We start from the raw sequence: 19,483 nt of genomic DNA on the forward strand, positions 1-19,483 counted from the left end.
GTGGCTGGTTTTTTTATGTCCTGGATCTCAGGTCTCCTGCCGAACCCTGGGGGATCGAATACGTTTTTTGCGATCCAGCAAGCGCGATGTAATGGGATCATAATAGCGAGTTGGCCAGATCTCGGCGGGATGTACACCGATCGCGTCAGCGATCAACCACTCTCCTTTGGGCCAGGGGCGGGAAAGTGCGTTGGAGAGTGTGGACGAGTTCAGCCCCGAATTGCGTGACAATTCAGCCATTGATGTGCCTTTTTTACGCAGTGCTGCAATCACATCTGCGGGATGCCAATCCTGTTTCCTTGCTTTCATAACGTCCTGCTCCTTGTCCATGTTATTGCGTTGTCTCTGCCGCAACGGGCGTATCCAATACAGAGATATTAGGAAAAAACAAAAACCTTATAGCAAATAATTTCCATAAGCTTCCAGTAATTGTTTTGGCCTCGCATTAAACTGAGCTCTCTTTCGCAAAAGCAATGCAAGGAATGTAATGGGCAGTCAGGTGAAGCGCTGGGAAGTAAAGCAGGGGAGAATACGGGTGAGGCAGGAAAGAAAACGGGGCTATGCCGCCCCGTAATAGCAATCAGAAATCACGCTGCACTGACATGTGGGCCAATGCTTCGAGTGCACTACGCCACGGCGTTTCTGGCAGGGCCTGCAGAGCAGCAATGGCTTTATCCGCCTCTTCTTCAGCGCGTTTGCGCGTCCATTCCAGCGAGCCAGTTTGTTGCATGGCATCCAGTACCGGTTCCAGCAGATGGCGACCGTTGCCTTCTTCGATTGCTATGCGGATCATCTGAGCTTGCTCTGGTGTACCGTTGTGCATGGCATGGAGCAGCGGCAGTGTCGGCTTGCCTTCGCTCAGGTCATCACCGGTATTTTTACCCAGGGTTTCGCCATCCGCACTGTAATCCAGCAAATCGTCAATTAACTGGAAAGCGGTACCCAGATAGCGACCATAATCCTGCAGCGCTTTTTCCTGCGCCGGCGTGGCTTCAGCCAGAATCGCGGAGGCTTGAGAAGCCGCTTCAAACAGGCGCGCGGTCTTACTGTAGATGACGCGCATGTAGCTCTCTTCCGTGATATCGGGATCGTTGCAGTTCATCAGCTGCAGCACTTCACCTTCCGCAATCACGTTCACTGCTTCAGACATCAGCGCGAGGATCTTTAAGGATCCCATGCTGGTCATCATCTGAAACGCGCGGGTGTAGATGAAGTCCCCCACCAGCACACTGGCAGCATTACCGAACGCGGCATTGGCAGTGGCTTTGCCACGGCGCATATCGGATTCATCCACCACATCATCGTGCAGCAGAGTCGCCGTGTGGATAAATTCGATCAGCGCCGCATTGGTGACATGTAGCGATCCCTGGTAGTTCAGCGCACGTGCCGAGAGCACCGCGATCATGGGCCGGATACGTTTGCCTCCGCCGCTGATGATGTAGTAACCCAACTGATTAATCAGTGAGACATCTGAATTCAGCTGGTCGAGGATGGTCTGGTTGACGGCCGCCATGTCCTGCGCGGTTAATTCATTAATCTGTTCTAAGTTCATTCGTCTGTTCAGCTTTGACTCGTATTTTGCATGGTAAGCGCTTTTACCCAGCGTGAGTTCAGGTAATCTGTTACTGATTGTACTTGAAAAATCGGGCTGAGAAACGTTTGCATTCGTCCTGCGCTTTTTTTCTGCAAGAGAGTGCAAAGTGCACTTGTCTTCTGCTGGAGATTTGCGTAGAATTCGCGCCCTATTGTGAATATTTATCGCGCCGCCTGATGAATAGAAAGGCATGCGCAGAAGCGGAGTTTTATATGTACGCGGTTTTCCAAAGTGGTGGTAAACAACACCGAGTAAGCGAAGGTCAGACCGTTCGCTTGGAAAAGCTGGACATCGCAACCGGCGAAACCATTGAGTTCGACCAGGTTCTGATGATTGCAAATGGCGAAGACGTGCAAATCGGCGCGCCACTGGTATCAGGCGGTGTGATCAAGGCAGAAGTTGTTGCTCACGGTCGTGGCGAGAAAGTTAAGATTGTTAAGTTTCGTCGTCGTAAACACTACCGTAAGCAAGCTGGTCACCGTCAGTGGTTCACTGATGTGAAAATCACTGTGATCGGCGCGTAAGAGGAGATCTGACAAATGGCACATAAAAAGGCTGGTGGCTCGACTCGTAACGGTCGCGACTCCAATGCAAAACGTCTGGGTGTTAAGCGTTTCGGTGGTGAATCTGTTCTGGCAGGTAGCATCATCGTTCGTCAGCGTGGCACCAAATTCCACGCAGGTACCAATGTAGGTTGTGGTCGTGACCACACCCTGTTTGCTACCGCAGACGGTAAAGTACAATTCGAAGTTAAAGGTCCTAACAACCGTAAGTACATCAGCATCGTTGCTGAGTAAGGTTATTGTGACGCAGACGGTTAACGTCTGAACACACGAATTGAAGGCCCCGCAGCTTTGCGGGGCTTTTTACATTCTGCCGCAGGTTGCGGGATTCCCTCTGACCAAAACGCGCAGTTTGCTGTACAATTTATGTACTCCTGGCTTTGCCAGTCTTGTATTATCCGCCGCCGGTCAGCGCAGAAGACCCTGGCGGACCCGTTTGCTGTGCTTTAGTCGCCGCGAACGATAGCGTGACGGAGAAATAAAATGAAGTTTGTAGATGAAGCGACGATCCTTGCGGTTGCAGGCGATGGCGGTAATGGTTGCGTCAGCTTCCGCCGCGAAAAATACATTCCACGCGGTGGCCCGGACGGCGGCGACGGCGGTGACGGCGGTGATGTTTACCTGCTGGCGGATGAAAACCTGAATACCCTGATCGACTATCGCTTCGAGAAATCTTTCCGCGCCGAACGTGGTCAAAATGGCCAGAGCCGTGATTGCACCGGTAAACGCGGCAAAGACATCATTATCAAGGTGCCTGTCGGTACCCGCGTGATTGACCAGGGTACTGGCGAAACGCTGGGTGACATGACGCGCCACGAGCAGAAGCTGATGGTCGCGAAAGGCGGCTGGCACGGCTTGGGTAATACGCGTTTTAAATCCTCGGTTAACCGTTCCCCACGTCAGAAGACCATGGGTACGCCGGGCGAGAAGCGTGACCTGCAGCTGGAGCTGATGCTGCTGGCTGATGTCGGTATGCTTGGTCTGCCGAATGCCGGTAAATCGACCTTTATTCGCTCCGTGTCTGCGGCTAAACCAAAAGTGGCGGATTATCCGTTTACTACTTTGGTGCCAAGCCTTGGTGTAGTGCGCATGGACAACGAAAAGAGCTTCGTCGTCGCCGATATCCCGGGCCTGATTGAAGGCGCAGCGGATGGTGCCGGTCTGGGGATTCGCTTCCTGAAGCACCTTGAGCGTTGCCGTGTACTGTTGCACCTGATCGACCTTGCGCCGATCGATGAATCCGATCCGGTCGAAAACGCCCGCATCATCCTGGGTGAGCTGGAAAAATATAGCGAGAAGCTGTTCCAGAAGCCACGCTGGCTGGTGTTTAACAAATGTGACCTGCTGGAACGTGAAGAAGCGGAAAGCCGCGCTAAAGCGGTTGTGGAAGCTTTGGGCTGGGAAGACAAATACTACCTGATTTCTGCGGCCAGCCATGACGGCGTGAAAGATCTCTGCTGGGACGTGATGACCTTCATCATCGAGAACCCGAAAGAAGCGGAAGAAGAAGCGAAAGAGCCGGAGAAAGTGGCCTTCATGTGGGATGATTATCACCGCGAAGCCATGGAAACCGCTCAGGAAGTGGAAGAAGACGACGATTGGGATGACGACTGGGACGAGGAAGACGACGAAGGCGTCGAAATCATTTACCAGCGTTAATCGCAAAACAGAAAGCGGCCAATTGGCCGCTTTTTTTATGGCTGCTGAGTGCCATTTTCATCTCCCGATGAAAGGGCATCGTGTGCAGCAATCCGGCGCGATGATTCTGCCCCCTGGAATAAGGAGGTGAGGGCCGTCGCGGAAAATTACCCCAGCACCGCCACCGTCAATCGCGATGTGCAGCACAGTTGATCGCGTCCATTGCGAATCTCAATTTCCCAGCTCTGGTTGCGTGCGCCAAGGTGCAAAGGACGGCAGATGCCGCGCACTTCACCGCTGCTCACCGCGCGATGATGGCTGGCACTGACCTCAATCCCCACCACACTTTTTCCCTCTTCCACACTCAGATAACCGGCAATCGATCCCATCGATTCCGCCAGCACCACTGACGCACCGCCGTGCAGCAGGCCAAACGGCTGCTGCGTGCGGGTATCCACTGGCATAGTTGCCTCAAGGTAATCGTCGCCAATCACCGTGAACACGATGCCGACGTGCGACACCAGCGAGTTATCCCCCAGGGTATTTAAGGTTGCCAGATCAACCGATCGTTTCCAGATTGCCATATCAGGATCCCAGTGTTGCGCCACCGTCGACCACAATATCCTGCAGCACCACGTGGCTGGCAAGATCTGAGGCCAGGAACAGGACGTTGTTCACGATCTCTTGCGGTTTCGCGATCTTACGCAGTGGGATCCCCAACTTGTACTGATCCGGGAAGCCGTTGATCATCTCCTGCTCTGCTTCCGGCGTATGCCACAGGCTACGTTGCATATCGGTATCGGTTGAACCCGGTGAAACGATGTTGCAGCGCACGCCAAACGGTGCCATTTCCAGACCGACGGTGAGGCACAGGCTACGTAGTGCGGCTTTGGAAGCGCCATAAGCGGACATGCCGAGACGTGGCGCGTGAGCCGCGTTAGAAGCGATGGTAACAATCGCCCCCGCGCGCTGCTGGCGGAATACCGGCAGCGTTTGCTGGAACATATTGAAGGCGCCACCGGCATTCACCGCCAGACACGCCTGCCAGTCTTCGAATGCGAGTGCTTCGGTGCTGCCGACGCGCAAGATCCCGGCACCGTTGATCAGCACATCCAGACGCGGCTGATCTGCCAGCAGACGCTGGCACACGGCTTTCACCTCCGCCGCATTCGCTACATCCAGAACCTGAGTGGCAAACGGGTAGTCGGGCTGCTCAAAACGCAGATCGAAGCCGATCACCAGTGCGCCGGCCTGATGGAATGCCAGCGCCGTGTGGTAACCAATGCCTTTACCCGCGCCGGTTACCCAGACGATTTTTCCGTTAAAGTCGAAAGAGGCACTCATTTGGCAGGCGTCCGTGACAGTAGTGCCCACCAGCCATCAATGCTCGGATTTTTTGCCAGGCTAACGAAATCGATGTCGTTGTGCACCTGGCGCCAGCGCGCCGCCAGCGCCATCACGCGTACGGAATCCAGGCCGTAGTCGATCAGGTTTTCATCATCTTCTGGCACATCGTCATCTTCCAGCAGCGGCAGAATCAGCGCACGCAGATCGTCTTTGCTCAGCGGCAGCGGCATCAAATCGGCGGTCATCACCACTTTGCCACTGCGGCCAGCGGTATAGGTCAGTGCCATCATGTGCTCTTCACGGCTGAAGTCGGCCAGCGCATCCGCCACCATAAACGGCTGGATGTTACGCATAAAGGCGTCAGTGGCGGTGGTCAGGCAGCCGATGTGGGCGTAAACGCCGGTAATGATCAGCTGATCGCGGCCCATCTCCTGCAGGATCGATTCCAGCGGCGAGCGGACAAAGGCGCTGTAACGCCATTTGGTTAACACCTGATCGTCCTGATCTGGCGCCAGTGTATCTACGATCTTCTGTTGATCCGGATGCTTATTCAGGCCTGGTCCCCACATGTCGTTGAGCAGTGCGCGATCGGCATCGCTCTGCTCGTTGGGCTGCGCGGTGTAGAACACCGGAATACCTTGCGCTTTGCAGTAGGCGCGCAGGCGGGCAATGTTCTCCACAACCTGATCGATCAGCGGACTGTTCTCGCCCCAGAAATTCAGGAAATAAGCCTGCATATCATGGATCAGCAGGGCAGCACGCTGTGGCTCAACGGTCCATTTCACCTTGTTGGTCGGCAGTTCAGTGGCGGCAGGCAGCGCGTAAGAATTCAGTTTTGGAATAGCCATTACAATCTCCGGAATAGGTTCAGGCTTGCGCTTGTTGGTCAGCAAGCTGTTGGCGTAAACGTTTTTTATCCACCTTGCCAACCGGGGTCAGTGGCAGGGCATCTACGCAGGTAATACGATCGGGCAATTTAAACTCGGCGACACCGAGATCGCGCAGATGACGGCGCAGCGCCACCGCTTTGATCGGCTGGCTGGCAACTATAAAGGCGCAGCTTTTTTCACCCATCAGTTCATCAGTCATCGACACCAGCGCGGCATGAATCACATCCGGATGGCGCTGCAGCAAATTCTCGATCTCTTCTGCGGCGATCTTCTCGCCGCCACGGTTGATCTGATCCTTCTCGCGGCCCTGCACGGTGATGTAACCCTGCGGGTTGATCTCAATCAGATCGCCGGAGCAGTAAAAGCCGTTAGCATCAAAGCTGGCGGCATTGTGTTCCGGGCTTTTATAGTAGCCACGGAAGGTGTACGGACCGCGTGTCATCAGGCGACCCACCGTGCCGTGCGGCAGCGCATTACCGTGTTCATCCGCCACCCAGACTTCGTCATCTTCAGAAATCGGTCGGCCCTGAGTGGTCAGCACGATTTTCTCGTCATCGCCAAAGCGGGTGTAGTTCACCAGACCTTCGGCCATGCCAAACACCTGCTGTAATTGGCAGCCAATTTCGCTCTGGATGCGTGCCGCCAGGGTTTCGCCGAGCTTCGCGCCGCCGACCTGAATGCGCTGCAGCGTAGCCAGCTGCTTGTTGCTACCCCATTCCTGAATCGCCTGCAGCCACAGGCTCACTGCGGGTGGCACCAGACCGGTATCGGTAACCTGATGCTTCTCGATCAGCGGGAAGCACAGCGTAGCGCTGGGATCTGCGGCGAGGATCACCTGGCCACCAGCATAAAACACGCCGAGTGAACCCGGTGAGCTCATGGCGAAGTTATGCGGTGCGGGCAGGGCGATCAGATAACGCGTGTCAGCCGTGACTTCGCAGATCTCATCACTGGCGCGAATACTGTAATAGTAATCGTTGTGCGTGCGTGGGATCAGCTTCGGCGTACCGGTGCTGCCGCCGGAGAGCTGGAAAAACGCCACTTCATCAGCGGCGCTCGGCGTGGGCTGATAATCGCCCGCCGCTTCCGCCATCAAAGCTTCTAGAGTGTTTTCTTTATCACCGTCATTACGCAGGATGATCTGCTGCAGTGACGGTTGAGCGGCACAAAGCGCACCAATAAAGGTGTCATCGCCAAACAGCGCGTGACTGCGATCGGCAATTAGCAGTTTAGGCTCAATCTGCGCGGCATAGGCGGTCAGCTCGGTGCGCTGATGGCTATACAGCGCGAAGACGGATGCTACGCCCAGTTTAAACAGCGCAAAGACCGTGACGTAAAACTCCGCCACGTTGCCTAGCTGCACTAACGCAGTATCACCCTGTTGCAGGCCACGGCGCTGCAGGGCTGCCGCGAGGTTATCGGTTAGCTGATTCAGCTCGCGATAGCAGATTTGACGATCGCCGTCGATGACCGCGATTGCATCATTCTCTTGATGACGCGCCAGGATATCGGTCATTGGCACATCGAGCCAATAGCCTTTTTCGCGATAGCGCGCAGCCAAATCTTCAGGCCAGCGGGTATAGGGAATGCTCATGCTCTTTCCTTTATTGCAGTCCAAAAGCGCGCAACATGGTATCCAGCTTCACGCCGGTTTCGCGCCATTCTGATTCAGGTTGGGAATCGGCAACGATGCCTGCGCCCGCAAACAGTCGCACGCGTGCACCGTGCACGGTGCCACAACGAATTGTCACCACCCATTCGCCGTTGCCTTCACTGTCACACCATCCCACAATGCCGCCAAACAGCTGACGATCAAAAGGCTCTAATTGCTGAATCAGCTGCTGAGCACGCTGGTGTGGGAAGCCGCTTAATGCGGGGGTCGGATGAAGCAGGCAGGCCAGCGACAAGGCGTTCTCACGATCATCCTGTACCTCACCATCGATTTGCGTCGCGAGGTGCCATAAGGTCGCGGTGGTGATCAATGACGGTACCGTCGGCACGGACAGCAGGCGACTGCGCGGTTGCAGCGTATCGCGCATCGCATCTGTGACCAACTGGTGTTCATGACGATCTTTGCTGGAGTCCATCAGCGTATTGCCCGCTGCCTGATCCTGTTGGCTATCGTGGTGATCACGACGTGCTGAGCCCGCCAGCGGGCATGAGCTAAAATCGCGGCCCTGCTTACGCAGCATCAGCTCCGGGCTGGCCCCCACCAGTGCACCGCCTTGTGGCAGCGGCAGATGGAAGTGATAGCTATTCGGATTCTGCGCAATGACGCGTTGCATCAGTGCCGCGGTATCCACTGGCTGTTCGGTGACAATATCCATCAGGCGCGACAGCACCACTTTATCGAGGTCACCGCGTTGCGTTGCTGTCACCGCATCGGCCACCATTTGGGTAAAGACATCGTGATCCGGCACCGCCACGCGACGACGTACCTGCGGCAGCTCACTGGCAGCCGCAGGCAGCGCATTCTGTAGGTCGGCACGATGAAAAGTTTGATACGTTTCAGGAATAAACAGGGCCGCAGGCTGACTCACGTCAAACGGAATCGCACCCACCAGGATCGGATTCTCAATGCCTTGTTGTTTTGCCGCCGCAAAATGTTGATGCAGCTGAAGTTGAAAATCACCCTGCAATGATGCAGCGTCTGCCACAGAGGTGGTTATCGTGGTATAGCAGCCTTGAGTCGCGAGGCTTCGCCACGGCGAGGTAAAGAGGAACCCACGACATAACGCAGAAAAATCCTCTAATAAGGCATTTTCAAACATGGATGATTCCACCATAATTTTCACCTATAAATGATAAGATTATTAAGAATGATTATCATTTTTATTATGGGCCTGTAACCTACGTCGATTGGACAAAAGAGTCAATCCATTCGCGGGATTTCCCGCATGATTAGGCGTAATCGGAAGGTGACGTCGAGCCGTGCAATAAGCTAAAAGGTGGACCAAAACTTATGAATAAATGCGGTTTATTGGGACTGACAGCCCTGTTGTTTATTTTCCAGACTTTCACAGGGCTCGCACAGGCAGAACAGGGATGGCCGCGCACGGTGCAGGGGGCAAAGGGTTCAATTACCTTAAACAAAGCTCCGCAGCGTATTGTTTCAACCAGCGTCACCTTAACTGGATCATTACTGGCAATTGATGCACCGGTGGTGGCCTCCGGTGCGACCGCTCCGAACAGCCGTCTGGCCGACGATCAGGGTTTTTTCCGTCAATGGGGTGAGGTGGCAAAACAGCGCCATGTAAAACGTCTCTATATTGGCGAGCCGAGTGCCGAAGCGGTGGCCGCAGAAGCACCAGACCTGATTCTGGTGAGCGCCACAGGTAATGATTCTGCGATTAAACTCGCCAGCCAGCTTTCCGCCATCGCACCGACGCTGGTGGTGAATTACGACGACAAGAGCTGGCAGGATGTGGTGACGCTGCTAGGCCAGGCAACCGGTCACGAAGCGCAGGCTGCACAGCGGGTGAAGGCTTTTGACGATCGTGAAGCAGCGTTGAAAAAAGCCATCACCTTACCGCCGCAGCCCGTGTCTGCCTTGGTGTGGAACGGCGATGGGCGTGCCGTCAACGTGTGGACCACGGAGTCAGCGCAGGGCAAACTGCTGGAGCAACTTGGCTTTACCCTCGCCGTTCCACCCGCCAGCGTGCAGCAAGGCCACAGCATGGGCCAGCGTAAAGACATCATTCAGCTGTCGGGTGAGAATGTGGGAAGCGGTTTGACGGGCAAAACCTTCCTGCTGTTTGCGGCTGATGACAAAACCGCACAGTCAGTGATCGGCAATCCGTTCCTCGCGCAAAACGCGGCGGTTAAGGATAAGCAGGTATTCCCGCTTGGCGTCGATTCGTTCCGTCTGGATTACTACAGCGCCAGCAATCTGCTGGCGCGTCTGGAGAAACTGTTCGTTAAATCATGATGCCTGCTCCGCCAGCTCAGGGGCTGGCGGCGCATAACGACGTAAACGGCCCATTACACACCACATTACAATCCCCAACAGCGCTGCCGCAAAACCAAACGTGGCGGCAGCCTGTGGCGGCAATAACCACGATCCCATGGCCCCAATCATCGCCGCACCGATCGCATCTCCGGTGACATTTTGCGCGGTCCACAAGCCGTTAATGCGGCCCAGCAGATGGTCTGGCGTCAGCAGTTGAATCATCGCGTACTGCACCAGACTGTTGATGGCACTGAAATAACCAAACGCCACCAGACACAGCAGCGCCAGCGGCAGATTGGGCATCAGACTGAATAATCCCAGCGCGATAAATCCGGCCACCGCACTGCCCAGCACCAGCTGTCCCGGTCGGGCTGCATGTTTCAGTTTACCGCTGGTGAACGCGCCGATGGCGGCACCCAGAGGCACGGCTGCGTAGAGCATGCCAAGCTGGTTAGTACTCACTGACCAATGTGGTGCGAGAGCGGGGTAGAGCACGCGAATTGCGCTGGCCAGAGTGACCAGAGCACCGATCAGCGCCACCATACCGACAATCGGGCTGGCAAACAGGAATTGCACCCCGGCGGCCAGCGACTTCAGCGGATGTTCGCGCGGCTGAGGCGGTGGCGGGAGTTGCGGTAATTTCAGCAGCGTCAGTACGGTAATCAGTGTGCCAAACGCGGTTAAGCCGTAGTTCCACACCACGCCGCCGTGTGCAATGACCAGTCCGGCAATGGCTGGCGAGAGGATGGAGCCAAAACGCACCGTCAGCATGGTGATGGCGCCGGCCTGCATAATGTTTTCGCGCCCCACCAGCGCCGGTGTGGCCGCCAGCAGCGCCGTGACGCCAATCGCGCCAAAGAAGCCATCCCAGAATCCCAGCAGATACACCGCAATCAGTGAAGGCTGCGGCAGCGCAGCGTTAATCGCCAGCGCGATAAAGCCCAAGCCGCAGGTGGATCGGGCAAGCAAAATCAGTTTCTTACGCTCGTAGCGATCGGCTAACACCCCGCCGGTTAGCAGACCAATAAACATACCGGATGCGGCGAGGGTGACGGCCAATCCCACCAAAAGCGGGGAGTGCGTCATCTGCTGAATCTGCACCGGCACCGCCACGGCGAGCATGCCTAATGCGACAATCGAGATGAATCGGGCAATAAATACTGCGCGAAATGCCGCATGGGTTTTCAGCAGGGAGAGATCGATAAAGTGGGAAGATTTGTTCATTTGTTCGCCTTTTTGCACCAATTTTCCTCATCGTCCGCGAGGCGAGTCATGGTAACATAGGCAAACGCGAGTAATAACGATAACCATTATCAAATTGCGTTGCGCATGCGACGACGTTGAACAGTGAAGGTTTAGAACGATGCGCCAGATCCGTGCATTAGCAGGCTCAGGGATTCTGCTCTTGCTCCTCATCGCGCTCAGCTTGATGCTGGGGGCAAAATCGATACCCATTTCCGATGTTTATCATTCTCTTACCTCAGGCTGTGACAACGCTGAGTGCGTGATTGTGCGTGATGCACGCTTGCCTCGTACGCTGGCCGGATTGCTGGCGGGTGTCGCCCTTGGATTAGCAGGCGCACTAATGCAAAGCCTGACGCGCAATCCACTGGCCGATCCGGGCATTCTCGGCGTTAACGCAGGTGCCGGGTTTGCGGTGGTGATCGGCATTGCGCTGTTTGGCGCGGATTCTCCCCTCGATTGGCTCGGCTTCGCGTTTGCCGGTGCACTGCTGGCGTCATTGCTGGTGGCGATGACGGGGGCGATTGGCGGCGGGCGAGTCAATCCGGTACGCCTGACGTTAGCCGGCGTAGCGCTGGGCGCGGTGCTGGATGGACTGACGTCTGGTCTGTCACTGCTCAATCCCGATATTTATGATCATCTGCGTTTCTGGCACAGCGGCTCGCTGGATATCCGCAATTTCACTGTATTGCGTACGCTGTTCCCGGCCGTGCTAATCGGCAGCGGAGTGGCACTCTATTTGTCGCAGGCGTTGAACAGTTTAAGCATGGGCGGCGATATGGCGACCGCGCTGGGCACGCGGGTGGTGCGCACGCAACTGCTTGGTTTAGTGGCGATTGCGTTGTTGTGTGGTGCGGCGACAGCGGCAGTGGGGCCGATTGCTTTTATCGGACTGATGACGCCGCATTTTGCACGCTGGATGGTCGGCAACGATCACCGCTGGATGCTGCCCGCCACGGCGATCATTACCCCGATTCTGTTGCTGGCAGCGGATATTCTGGGACGACTGCTGGTGGCGGGCGAACTGCGCGTCTCCATCGTCACGGCGATGTTGGGTGCACCGGTGTTGATTGTGCTGGTGCGCCGTAAACTCGGGCGAGGTGCGTTATGACGCGTCGGGTTAGATTACATACCACGTGGTTGTTGCTCGGATGCGCACTGCTGGCGTATCTGGCGATGACGCGAGGCGCATTGCCGATTGGTGCTGAGCAATTCTGGCAAGTGCTGGCGGGACACGGTGCCAGCAACGTCAAGCTGATCGTTTTAGAGTGGCGACTGCCGCGTGTGCTAATGGCGCTGCTGATTGGCGCGGCACTGGGCGTCAGCGGCGCGATTTTCCAGTCACTGCTGCGCAACCCGCTCGGCAGCCCGGATATTCTCGGTTTCAACACCGGTGCCTACAGCGGCGTGCTGGTGGCACTGGTGCTGTTCAATCAGGGCATCGCCGCCATGACCGGTGCAGCGTTGGTTGGTGGTATCGGTACGGCGGCATTGGTGTATCTGTTTGCCTGGCGCAACGGGGTAGAAACCTTCCGCCTGATTATTGTTGGTATCAGCGTGCGCGCGTTGCTGATGGCACTGAATGCCTGGCTGATTATCAGTGCTTCGCTAGAGTCCGCGCTCAGTGCCGGATTGTGGAGTGCCGGTTCACTTAACGGCATCACCTGGGCGAAAACGCCGCCGGTGATTGGCGTGTTGCTGCTGTCGCTGCTGCTGATGGCGATGCTAACACGACGGATGCGTTTGCTGGAGATGGGCGATGATACCGCCAGTGCGCTCGGCGTGCCGGTGGAGCGCAGTCGGCTACTGCTGATGCTGATTGGCGTAGTGTTGACGGCGGCGTCCACTGCGCTGGTGGGGCCGATCTCCTTTATTGCGCTGCTGGCACCACAAATCGCGCGTCGACTCGGCGGCGGCGAGAAAGGCGCGCTGCTGCTGGCGGCGCTGTGTGGCGCACTGTTGCTGATTGCGGCTGATTTTGCTGCGCAGCATTTGTTCTTGCCTTATCAATTACCGGTTGGCGTGATTACCGTCAGCCTCGGTGGACTTTATCTGATTGCGTTACTGGTGCGGGAGGCGCGACGCCAATGATCGATATCCCTTCACGGCTGTATGGCGAAGGCCTGACGCTCGGCTACGACAAGAAAGTGGTGGCAGAAAACCTGTCGGTGGCGATCCCGGAAGGTGAGCTGACAGTGATTATCGGCCCCAACGCCTGCGGTAAATCCACTTTGCTGCGCACCCTGAGCCGCCTTAATACTCCGCTGAAAGGCGAGGTGTATCTGGATGGTGAGGCGATAGCGCGTTATCCGACCAAAGAGGTGGCGCGTCGACTTGGGCTGCTGCCGCAGAGTTCCAACGCACCGGCTGGCATCAGCGTTACCGAACTGGTGGCACGTGGGCGTTACCCGCATCAAGCGCTGTTTGGCCGCTGGCGCAGTGAAGATGAAGAGGCGGTGCAAAGCGCGATGCGGGCAACCGGCGTGGCGGATTTGGCGCAGCAGCCAGTGGATACCTTGTCCGGCGGGCAGCGTCAGCGCGTATGGATTGCCATGGTGCTGGCGCAGCAAACCCCGCTGCTGTTGCTGGATGAGCCAACTACCTGGCTGGATATCACCCATCAGATTGAACTGCTGGAACTGATGCAGGAGTTGAATCAGCAGCATGGCCGCACGCTGGTGGTGGTGTTGCACGATCTTAATCACGCCTGCCGTTATGCCACCCATTTGATCGCCATGCGTCACGGCAAGATTTTGGCCGAAGGCAAGCCCGCAGAGATCGTAACACCCGCGTTGATTGAACAGGTGTACGGTTTACGCTGCGTGATTGTGGAAGATCCGGTGGCGCACACGCCAATGATCGTGCCGCTGGGAAGAGGAAAGTAAGCGGTCTGGCTGCATAAAGCATGTTATCGCGGGAATCTAAATGCTGTGACCGGCACACCACAGTGGAGCATCGTGTCGGGAGGTCTTAACGCAGCGCCCTGCACAGGGCAGGCAGGTTGATCGCAGTGAGGCTTCATCCCAGCCCCTGTACAAGGCAGATCAGTTATCGCCGGGAGGCCCCTCGACCTCCCGGAAATCGGCTGACGTTAGCCTAATATCCGTTGCAACAGCGGGCCAATCTGCTCAAACATCTGCGGGGAAATAATCTCCACGTGTGCACAATCCATCGGCCAAACCTCTAACTCACCGACATATGGTGCCCAGGCGCGACGCGCATCCTGGCCGGGCTGCTGCGTCTGCTCGGCGAGGAACAGTGTGGCGCGACCGTTGAAACGCGCACTGCGCGCGGTGGCCAACAGACGCACCGAACTGGCGTAGTTGGCTTCGATGGTATCGAACATCGCGCGCATCTCTTCGCCCGCCTGATGGCGCTGGGCGGCGATAAACTGTTCGCGCTCGCGATTCACCTCTTCCAGCACCGCCGGATCCAGCACATTCTCGCCACGCTTCTCATCCCAGTTTTGCGTTTCCGGTGGCCAGGTATCGAGCAGGCCGAGGAAGGCTACCTCTTCACCTGCCGCTTCCAGTCGTGCCGCAATACCTTGCGCCAGCGTGCCGCCCAGCGAATAACCGAGGAAGAAGTACGGCCCGTGCGGCTGCACTTCACGTAAGGTTTGCAGATGCGCATCACACACCTCGTCGAGATGCGCGCTTTGGTTCAGCGGGCTCTGGGGATTCGGCGACTGAATCCCCACCAGCGACCAGCGCTGATCGAGATAGCGCTGCAGAATACTGAACTGCCAGGCAAAACCCGACGCCGGATGGAAGCAGAACAGTGTCGGACCGTTGCCCTGACGCAGCGGCAGAACGGCTTCAAAACCTGCCTGCTGATGCGATTGAGTATCGCTCAGCAACCGGGCGAGTTTTTCCACCGTTGAAGCCACCATAATCTGCCCTACCGAAACCGGCTGTTGCAGTTCGCGGCGCAGTTGGGCAGCTAAGCGCATCGCCAGCAACGAGTGGCCACCGAGGGCGAAGAAATCATCCTGGGCGATGATGGTGTCACGCGCCAGCAACTGGCAGAAAGCCTGCGCCAATTGGGTTTCCAGACCGGGATGCGGTTCACGGCCCACGCTGTCAGCTGCATTTTTTGGCAGCGGTAAAGCTTTGCGATCCAATTTACCGTTGCTGCTCAGCGGGAAGGCATCGAGCTGTACAATTGCCACCGGCACCATATGTGCAGGCAGCCGTTGCGCCAGTGCATCACGCAGCGCGTCGCCATCGACAACGTGCTCTGCGACGACGTAACCCACCAGCTGACGCGCGTCACCGCCTTGTGCAGCGGCACCGCCGAGTACCACTGCGTGCGTGACTGCCTGCTCAATACCGGGCTGTGCGCTCATCACATGATCGATTTCGTTAAGTTCTATACGCTGGCCACGGATCTTCAGCTGATCGTCGCTGCGTCCGAGGTATTCCACCGCGCCGTTATCCAGCCAGCGCGCCACGTCACCGGTTAGGTACATGCGTTCGCCAGCGGCAAAAGGATCGGCGATAAAGCGGCTGGCGGTCAGATCCGGGCGGCCAAGATAGCCGTGTGCCAGTTGTAAGCCGGTTAAGTAAAGATCGCCCGCCACACCCGGCGGCACCGGCTGCATACGCGCATCAAGGATGCGTAATCCGGTATTCCACACCGGGAAACCAATCGGCACGCTGGCCCCTTCAACGGCTGCCAACGCTTCGCCAAACGCCGGATACCAGCTGACATCTACCGCCGCTTCGGTCGGGCCGTAAAGATTGTGCAGCGGCACCTGCGTCAGTTTTTCCCATTCACGCGACAGATCGGTCGGCAGCGCTTCACCGCTACAGAAGACGTTACGTAAGCTGCCACAGCAGGCAATCGCTGGCGCACTGTCCAGCGCCGCGACAAAGGCGGCCAGCATCGAAGGGACAAAGTGCGTGGTAGTCACTTTGTAACGCGCAAACAACTGCTGAAGGGCTTCCGGATCGCGGTGCGCTTCCGGCGGTGCCATCACCAGTTGCGCGCCTACCAGCAGCGGCCAGAAGAATTCCCATACGGATACATCGAAACTGCTTGGGGTTTTCTGCAATACCACATCGTCGGCTTGCAGCGGATAGCGATCCTGCATCCACAACAGGCGGTTGACGATCGCTTCATGACCGACCAATACGCCTTTCGGACGCCCGGTAGATCCTGAGGTGTAGATGATGTAAGCGCCATCCTGTGGTGTCGGCGCGCTGGCAGGTGGTGGCGCGTCTGGCGCGGTATAGAGCGCATCAAAGTGCAGCTGCTTAACAGAATCGATAGCGCTAAAGCGGGCGCTCAATTCCACTGAGGTGATCAGCGTTTTGGGGGCGGCATCTTCCAGCATTAGCTGCAAACGTTCGTCGGGGTAGCCGGTATCGAGCGGCAGATAGGCCGCGCCGAGCGACACTATCGCCTGCAGTGCCAGTGAGAGCTGCACTGAACGCGGCAATGCCACTGCGACGATATCGCCGCGCTGGACGCCCGCTGCACTAAGATCCGCTGCCAGAGCATACAACTGCTGCTGCATCTCACGGTAGCTTAACTGGTGCGTCGCATCAGCCAGCGCCGGGGCATCAGGCGTACGCGCGGCCTGTTGCGCCAACAGTGAGGCCAGCGTTTCTGCAGGAACAGGGTGCGCGGTCTGATTGATACCGGCAATTTGTACGTGCTCTTCTGTGGTTAGCAGATCCAGTTCACCCAACGCACGCTGTGGTTGCTCCGCCAGCTGATCCAGCAGCAAAGCAAAACGGCTGGCGTGGCGAATCAGCGTCGATTCGCTATAGCGCTCCGCATTCGCCAGCAACTCCAGCGTTAGTTCACCCTGTTCGCTAATGTAGATAGCGATTTCCAGATCGCGCACCGGGCCTGATGCCAGCTGATGGGTTATGCCTTCAACGCCAGCAAAATCGAGTTGATAGTCAAACATCTTCAGGTTGATCACCGGACCGTACAGCGGGTCACCATCGCCCAAACGTCCAAGATCGCGCTGCACCTGTTCCGCGTCATAACGCTGGTGGCGGCGCATTCTCTTCACTTCACCTGCCAGCTGGGCAGCCAGCGCACTCAGCGGCTGGGTGGGATCGTAATGCACGGCCATCGGCAGCACGTTGATCACCGGACCGGTGGCACACAGCGCGGCGGATCCGATGCGGCGCATAAAGATGAATCCAGCGGCGAAATCATTTTGTCCGCTGAGTCGCGCCAGCCACAGCGCCACCAGCGCAAAGGCCAGGTCAGCAGCGCTGGATTGTGGATGCTGATTCACCAGGGTTTGGAAGGTGCTGCGATCGAGCGTCACGCTGTGGCGCAGCAGATCGGTGGTCGCGCTTTGTCCAGCCAGCGGCAGCGGTGATAGCGAAGCCGGTGAGGGCAGCGCTGCGCCTTTCTCGCGCCAGAAATCACCATCGCGCGTGAATGAAGAGGATTCCTGATAACGCTGGTACTCTTCGACGACTTCGCTAAACGGGATGAACGGGGTTGGCTCGGCCTCTTGCTGCTGCACGGCGGCAGTGTAAAGGTTAGCAATACGGCGAGTGATGGCGGTAAAGCTGAAACCATCCACCACTAAGTGGTGATAACGCTGATACCAGAACCAGTGCTGATCGCCAATGCGATACAGCGTGTGATGCCATAAAGGTGCACCGCTCAGTACGCGTAGATCACCGTTCATGTCTTCACGCATTAACGCGCGGGCTTTGGTGGCCGCATCGGGTTCAGCGCGCAAATCAACGATTTTTGGCGCACTGAACGTCTGCGGTTGCAGCCACTGCAGTGCTTCGCCCTCGACTTCGGCAAACGCCATATTCAGCGTATCGGCTTCCTGCATGCCAGCCACGATGGCCTGCGCGAGCAGGTCTGTGTCGATGGCGCCGGACAATTCGACAAAGTGCGCTACTGCATATGCATTGTGGTGCTGGGTCAGCTGGTCGGCAATCCAGATGCCGGGCTGGGCTGCCACTAAGGGCAAGGTGTGTAGGTCGGTCATGGTTTTGTTCATCAGAGATTCAGACATCTGTGCTCCGGTTTGCGTCCTGCGTGATGAAGTTAAGTCGGATTGCGCCACAGGGCTTGCAGACCGTCGAGCAGACCACCGCGCCAGCATAGCGCGTCATGGCCGCCCTCCACCGGCAGGTAATTTACCTGATAGCCGGCAGCGGTAAGTTTTTGTTCTAATTGTTGATTGGCTTGCAGAATCAGGCCTTCACGTTTACCTGCCTCCAGCCAGAAACGCAGCGGCTGTTTCGGTGCCAGGCCGCTATCCAGCGCCTGCAACAGCCAGCCGTATGGGTTGCCACGTTCGGGCCACCAGAATGATCCGGAGAGGCTCAGTGCATTGCCAAACGTCTCCGGGAAATGCAGCGCGGCAAACACCGATGCCAGCCCGCCGAAACTTTGTCCAGCCACCAGCGTGCTATCTGCCTGCTGGCGATAGGGTGCCCATTGCGCCACCTGCGGCAGTAACTCCTGCTGCACGGCTTGCCAGAACTGCGGATTACAGGGCAGTTCACGACTACGGTGTTCACGATCGATGATGTCAATAAACAGATAAACGGCAGGTGGGAGTTTCCCTGCGTCAGTAAGTTGCTGCAATGGCCCGGCAATCGGCATTTGATTCGCCCAGAACTGGCCATCCAGCAGAATGGCCAGTGGACGTTGCGCGTTATCGGATTCGCCGGTGGCATAAATCCACACTTTGCGACTGTTATTTAGTAACGCGCTATCCCACTGATATTGTTGCAAAGAAACAGCCGATGCGCTGCCATCATCCACGGCTTGCCAGATTTGCTGGTCAGGGGCCTGCGGGAGATGCAGCGGCGAAACGCCCATGCCACGCCCACCGGCCCAGCCGCGCAGTGTATTCAGGGGATCGGCCTTCGCCGTGGGGAATTTGTCACGCCACCAGTTTCGCAAGGCATACATGTCCGCTTCACCGCTAAAGTCGGTTGCCTGCTCATCGGGCATCAGGCAGTAGCTGCCGCGCCAGTTTGATGGCAGCGCAGTTTGCCAGTACCACACATCGGTACCCGTTACGCGCACCAATGACTGCGGTGGACGTTTCTGGTGGTGATCGGTCACGCCAGTGATGTTGATCCATACACGCTGAGTCGCTGACGTTTTTTCGCTGCCTTGGGGATCGCGCCAGAAGAAGGTCACCAGACAGGTGCCATCCTGTTGAGGGTCAATTCGCGGAATACCCTGAGTTTGTTGCTCCTGCCACCAGGCTTCACTACCGGTTACATCATTTCGCCAGGTCATAGGGGCTGCC

At 57.0% G+C, this 19,483-nt stretch carries 17 protein-coding genes; 7 read left to right on the top strand and 10 right to left on the bottom strand.

All coding sequences use genetic code 11. The features are described from left to right. Positions 1 to 27: 27 nt before the first annotated feature. Together FD737_RS20685 and ispB are read right to left on the bottom strand one after the other, a co-directional pair. Positions 28 to 309 (bottom strand): helix-turn-helix transcriptional regulator, encoded by a 282-nt coding sequence (locus tag FD737_RS20685; protein ID WP_097118193.1) that lies wholly within the window; start codon positions 307 to 309, stop codon positions 28 to 30. 271 nt (positions 310 to 580) lie between these two features. After that, positions 581 to 1,552: an octaprenyl diphosphate synthase gene (ispB, locus tag FD737_RS20690; protein ID WP_160834443.1), complete on the bottom strand. Its 972-nt coding sequence runs from the start codon at positions 1,550 to 1,552 to the stop codon at positions 581 to 583. Positions 1,553 to 1,806: 254 nt separating this feature from the next. Here ispB and rplU point away from each other — a divergent pair, with 254 nt between their 5' ends. From rplU to cgtA, 3 genes are all read left to right on the top strand, one after another. After that, the gene (gene rplU / locus FD737_RS20695; protein WP_034826596.1) at positions 1,807 to 2,118 is read left to right on the top strand and encodes a 50S ribosomal protein L21; all 312 of its coding nucleotides are present in this window, start codon (positions 1,807 to 1,809) and stop codon (positions 2,116 to 2,118) included. A gap of 15 nt (positions 2,119 to 2,133) precedes the next feature. After that, positions 2,134 to 2,391 carry a 50S ribosomal protein L27 gene (gene rpmA, locus FD737_RS20700; protein WP_003851093.1) on the top strand — a complete coding sequence of 86 codons (258 nt, stop codon included), beginning with the start codon at positions 2,134 to 2,136 and terminating at the stop codon, positions 2,389 to 2,391. Positions 2,392 to 2,640: 249 nt separating this feature from the next. Next, positions 2,641 to 3,816, top strand: coding sequence for an Obg family GTPase CgtA (cgtA, locus tag FD737_RS20705; protein ID WP_160834444.1), 1,176 nt, complete (start codon positions 2,641 to 2,643; stop codon positions 3,814 to 3,816). A gap of 146 nt (positions 3,817 to 3,962) precedes the next feature. Here the strand turns inward: cgtA and FD737_RS20710 are convergent, their stop codons facing one another. From FD737_RS20710 to FD737_RS20730, 5 genes are read right to left on the bottom strand one after another with little or no spacing between them, the layout of a single operon-like run. Then, positions 3,963 to 4,379 (bottom strand): hotdog fold thioesterase, encoded by a 417-nt coding sequence (locus tag FD737_RS20710; protein WP_058962126.1) that lies wholly within the window; start codon positions 4,377 to 4,379, stop codon positions 3,963 to 3,965. Between the two features lies 1 nt (position 4,380). Continuing rightward, a complete protein-coding gene (gene dhbA / locus FD737_RS20715) occupies positions 4,381 to 5,139 on the bottom strand; it encodes a 2,3-dihydro-2,3-dihydroxybenzoate dehydrogenase (protein WP_160834445.1) in 759 nt (252 codons plus the stop codon). Further along, entirely contained in the window at positions 5,136 to 5,990 is an 855-nt protein-coding gene (locus FD737_RS20720) for an isochorismatase family protein (RefSeq protein ID WP_097118195.1), read from the bottom strand. The genes dhbA and FD737_RS20720 overlap by 4 nt, the downstream gene beginning before the upstream one ends. Before the next feature lie 19 nt (positions 5,991 to 6,009). Further along, the gene (locus FD737_RS20725; protein ID WP_160834446.1) at positions 6,010 to 7,626 is read right to left on the bottom strand and encodes a (2,3-dihydroxybenzoyl)adenylate synthase; all 1,617 of its coding nucleotides are present in this window, start codon (positions 7,624 to 7,626) and stop codon (positions 6,010 to 6,012) included. A 10-nt stretch (positions 7,627 to 7,636) separates the two neighbouring features. Then, positions 7,637 to 8,818 (bottom strand): isochorismate synthase, encoded by a 1,182-nt coding sequence (locus tag FD737_RS20730; RefSeq protein WP_045833015.1) that lies wholly within the window; start codon positions 8,816 to 8,818, stop codon positions 7,637 to 7,639. Positions 8,819 to 8,994: 176 nt separating this feature from the next. Here FD737_RS20730 and fepB point away from each other — a divergent pair, with 176 nt between their 5' ends. After that, entirely contained in the window at positions 8,995 to 9,960 is a 966-nt protein-coding gene (fepB, locus tag FD737_RS20735) for a Fe2+-enterobactin ABC transporter substrate-binding protein (protein WP_160834447.1), read from the top strand. Here fepB and entS read toward each other — a convergent pair. Next, positions 9,955 to 11,205, bottom strand: coding sequence for an enterobactin transporter EntS (gene entS / locus FD737_RS20740; protein WP_160834448.1), 1,251 nt, complete (start codon positions 11,203 to 11,205; stop codon positions 9,955 to 9,957). The genes fepB and entS overlap by 6 nt on opposite strands. Positions 11,206 to 11,344: 139 nt before the next feature. On the opposite strand from entS, the gene fepD reads away from it, so the two are divergent. The 3 genes from fepD to FD737_RS20755 are packed head-to-tail and all read left to right on the top strand — an operon-like array spanning position 11,345 to position 14,108. Further along, positions 11,345 to 12,334: a Fe(3+)-siderophore ABC transporter permease gene (gene fepD, locus FD737_RS20745; protein WP_160834449.1), complete on the top strand. Its 990-nt coding sequence runs from the start codon at positions 11,345 to 11,347 to the stop codon at positions 12,332 to 12,334. After that, entirely contained in the window at positions 12,331 to 13,314 is a 984-nt protein-coding gene (gene fepG, locus FD737_RS20750) for an iron-enterobactin ABC transporter permease (RefSeq protein WP_160834450.1), read from the top strand. Before fepD ends, fepG begins: the two co-directional genes overlap by 4 nt. Beyond that, a complete protein-coding gene (locus FD737_RS20755) occupies positions 13,311 to 14,108 on the top strand; it encodes an ATP-binding cassette domain-containing protein (RefSeq protein WP_058959455.1) in 798 nt (265 codons plus the stop codon). Before fepG ends, FD737_RS20755 begins: the two co-directional genes overlap by 4 nt. A gap of 206 nt (positions 14,109 to 14,314) precedes the next feature. On the opposite strand, the gene FD737_RS20760 is transcribed toward FD737_RS20755, so the two are convergent. Then, entirely contained in the window at positions 14,315 to 18,229 is a 3,915-nt protein-coding gene (locus tag FD737_RS20760; RefSeq protein WP_160834451.1) for an enterobactin synthase subunit F, read from the bottom strand. A 32-nt stretch (positions 18,230 to 18,261) separates the two neighbouring features. Beyond that, positions 18,262 to 19,473: an enterochelin esterase gene (fes, locus tag FD737_RS20765; RefSeq protein WP_160834452.1), complete on the bottom strand. Its 1,212-nt coding sequence runs from the start codon at positions 19,471 to 19,473 to the stop codon at positions 18,262 to 18,264. Between the last annotated feature and the right edge of the window lie 10 nt (positions 19,474 to 19,483).

Origin of the sequence: Pantoea sp. Seng (assembly GCF_009829935.1) — a bacterium.
Classification (GTDB): Bacteria; Pseudomonadota; Gammaproteobacteria; order Enterobacterales; family Enterobacteriaceae; genus Pantoea; species Pantoea communis.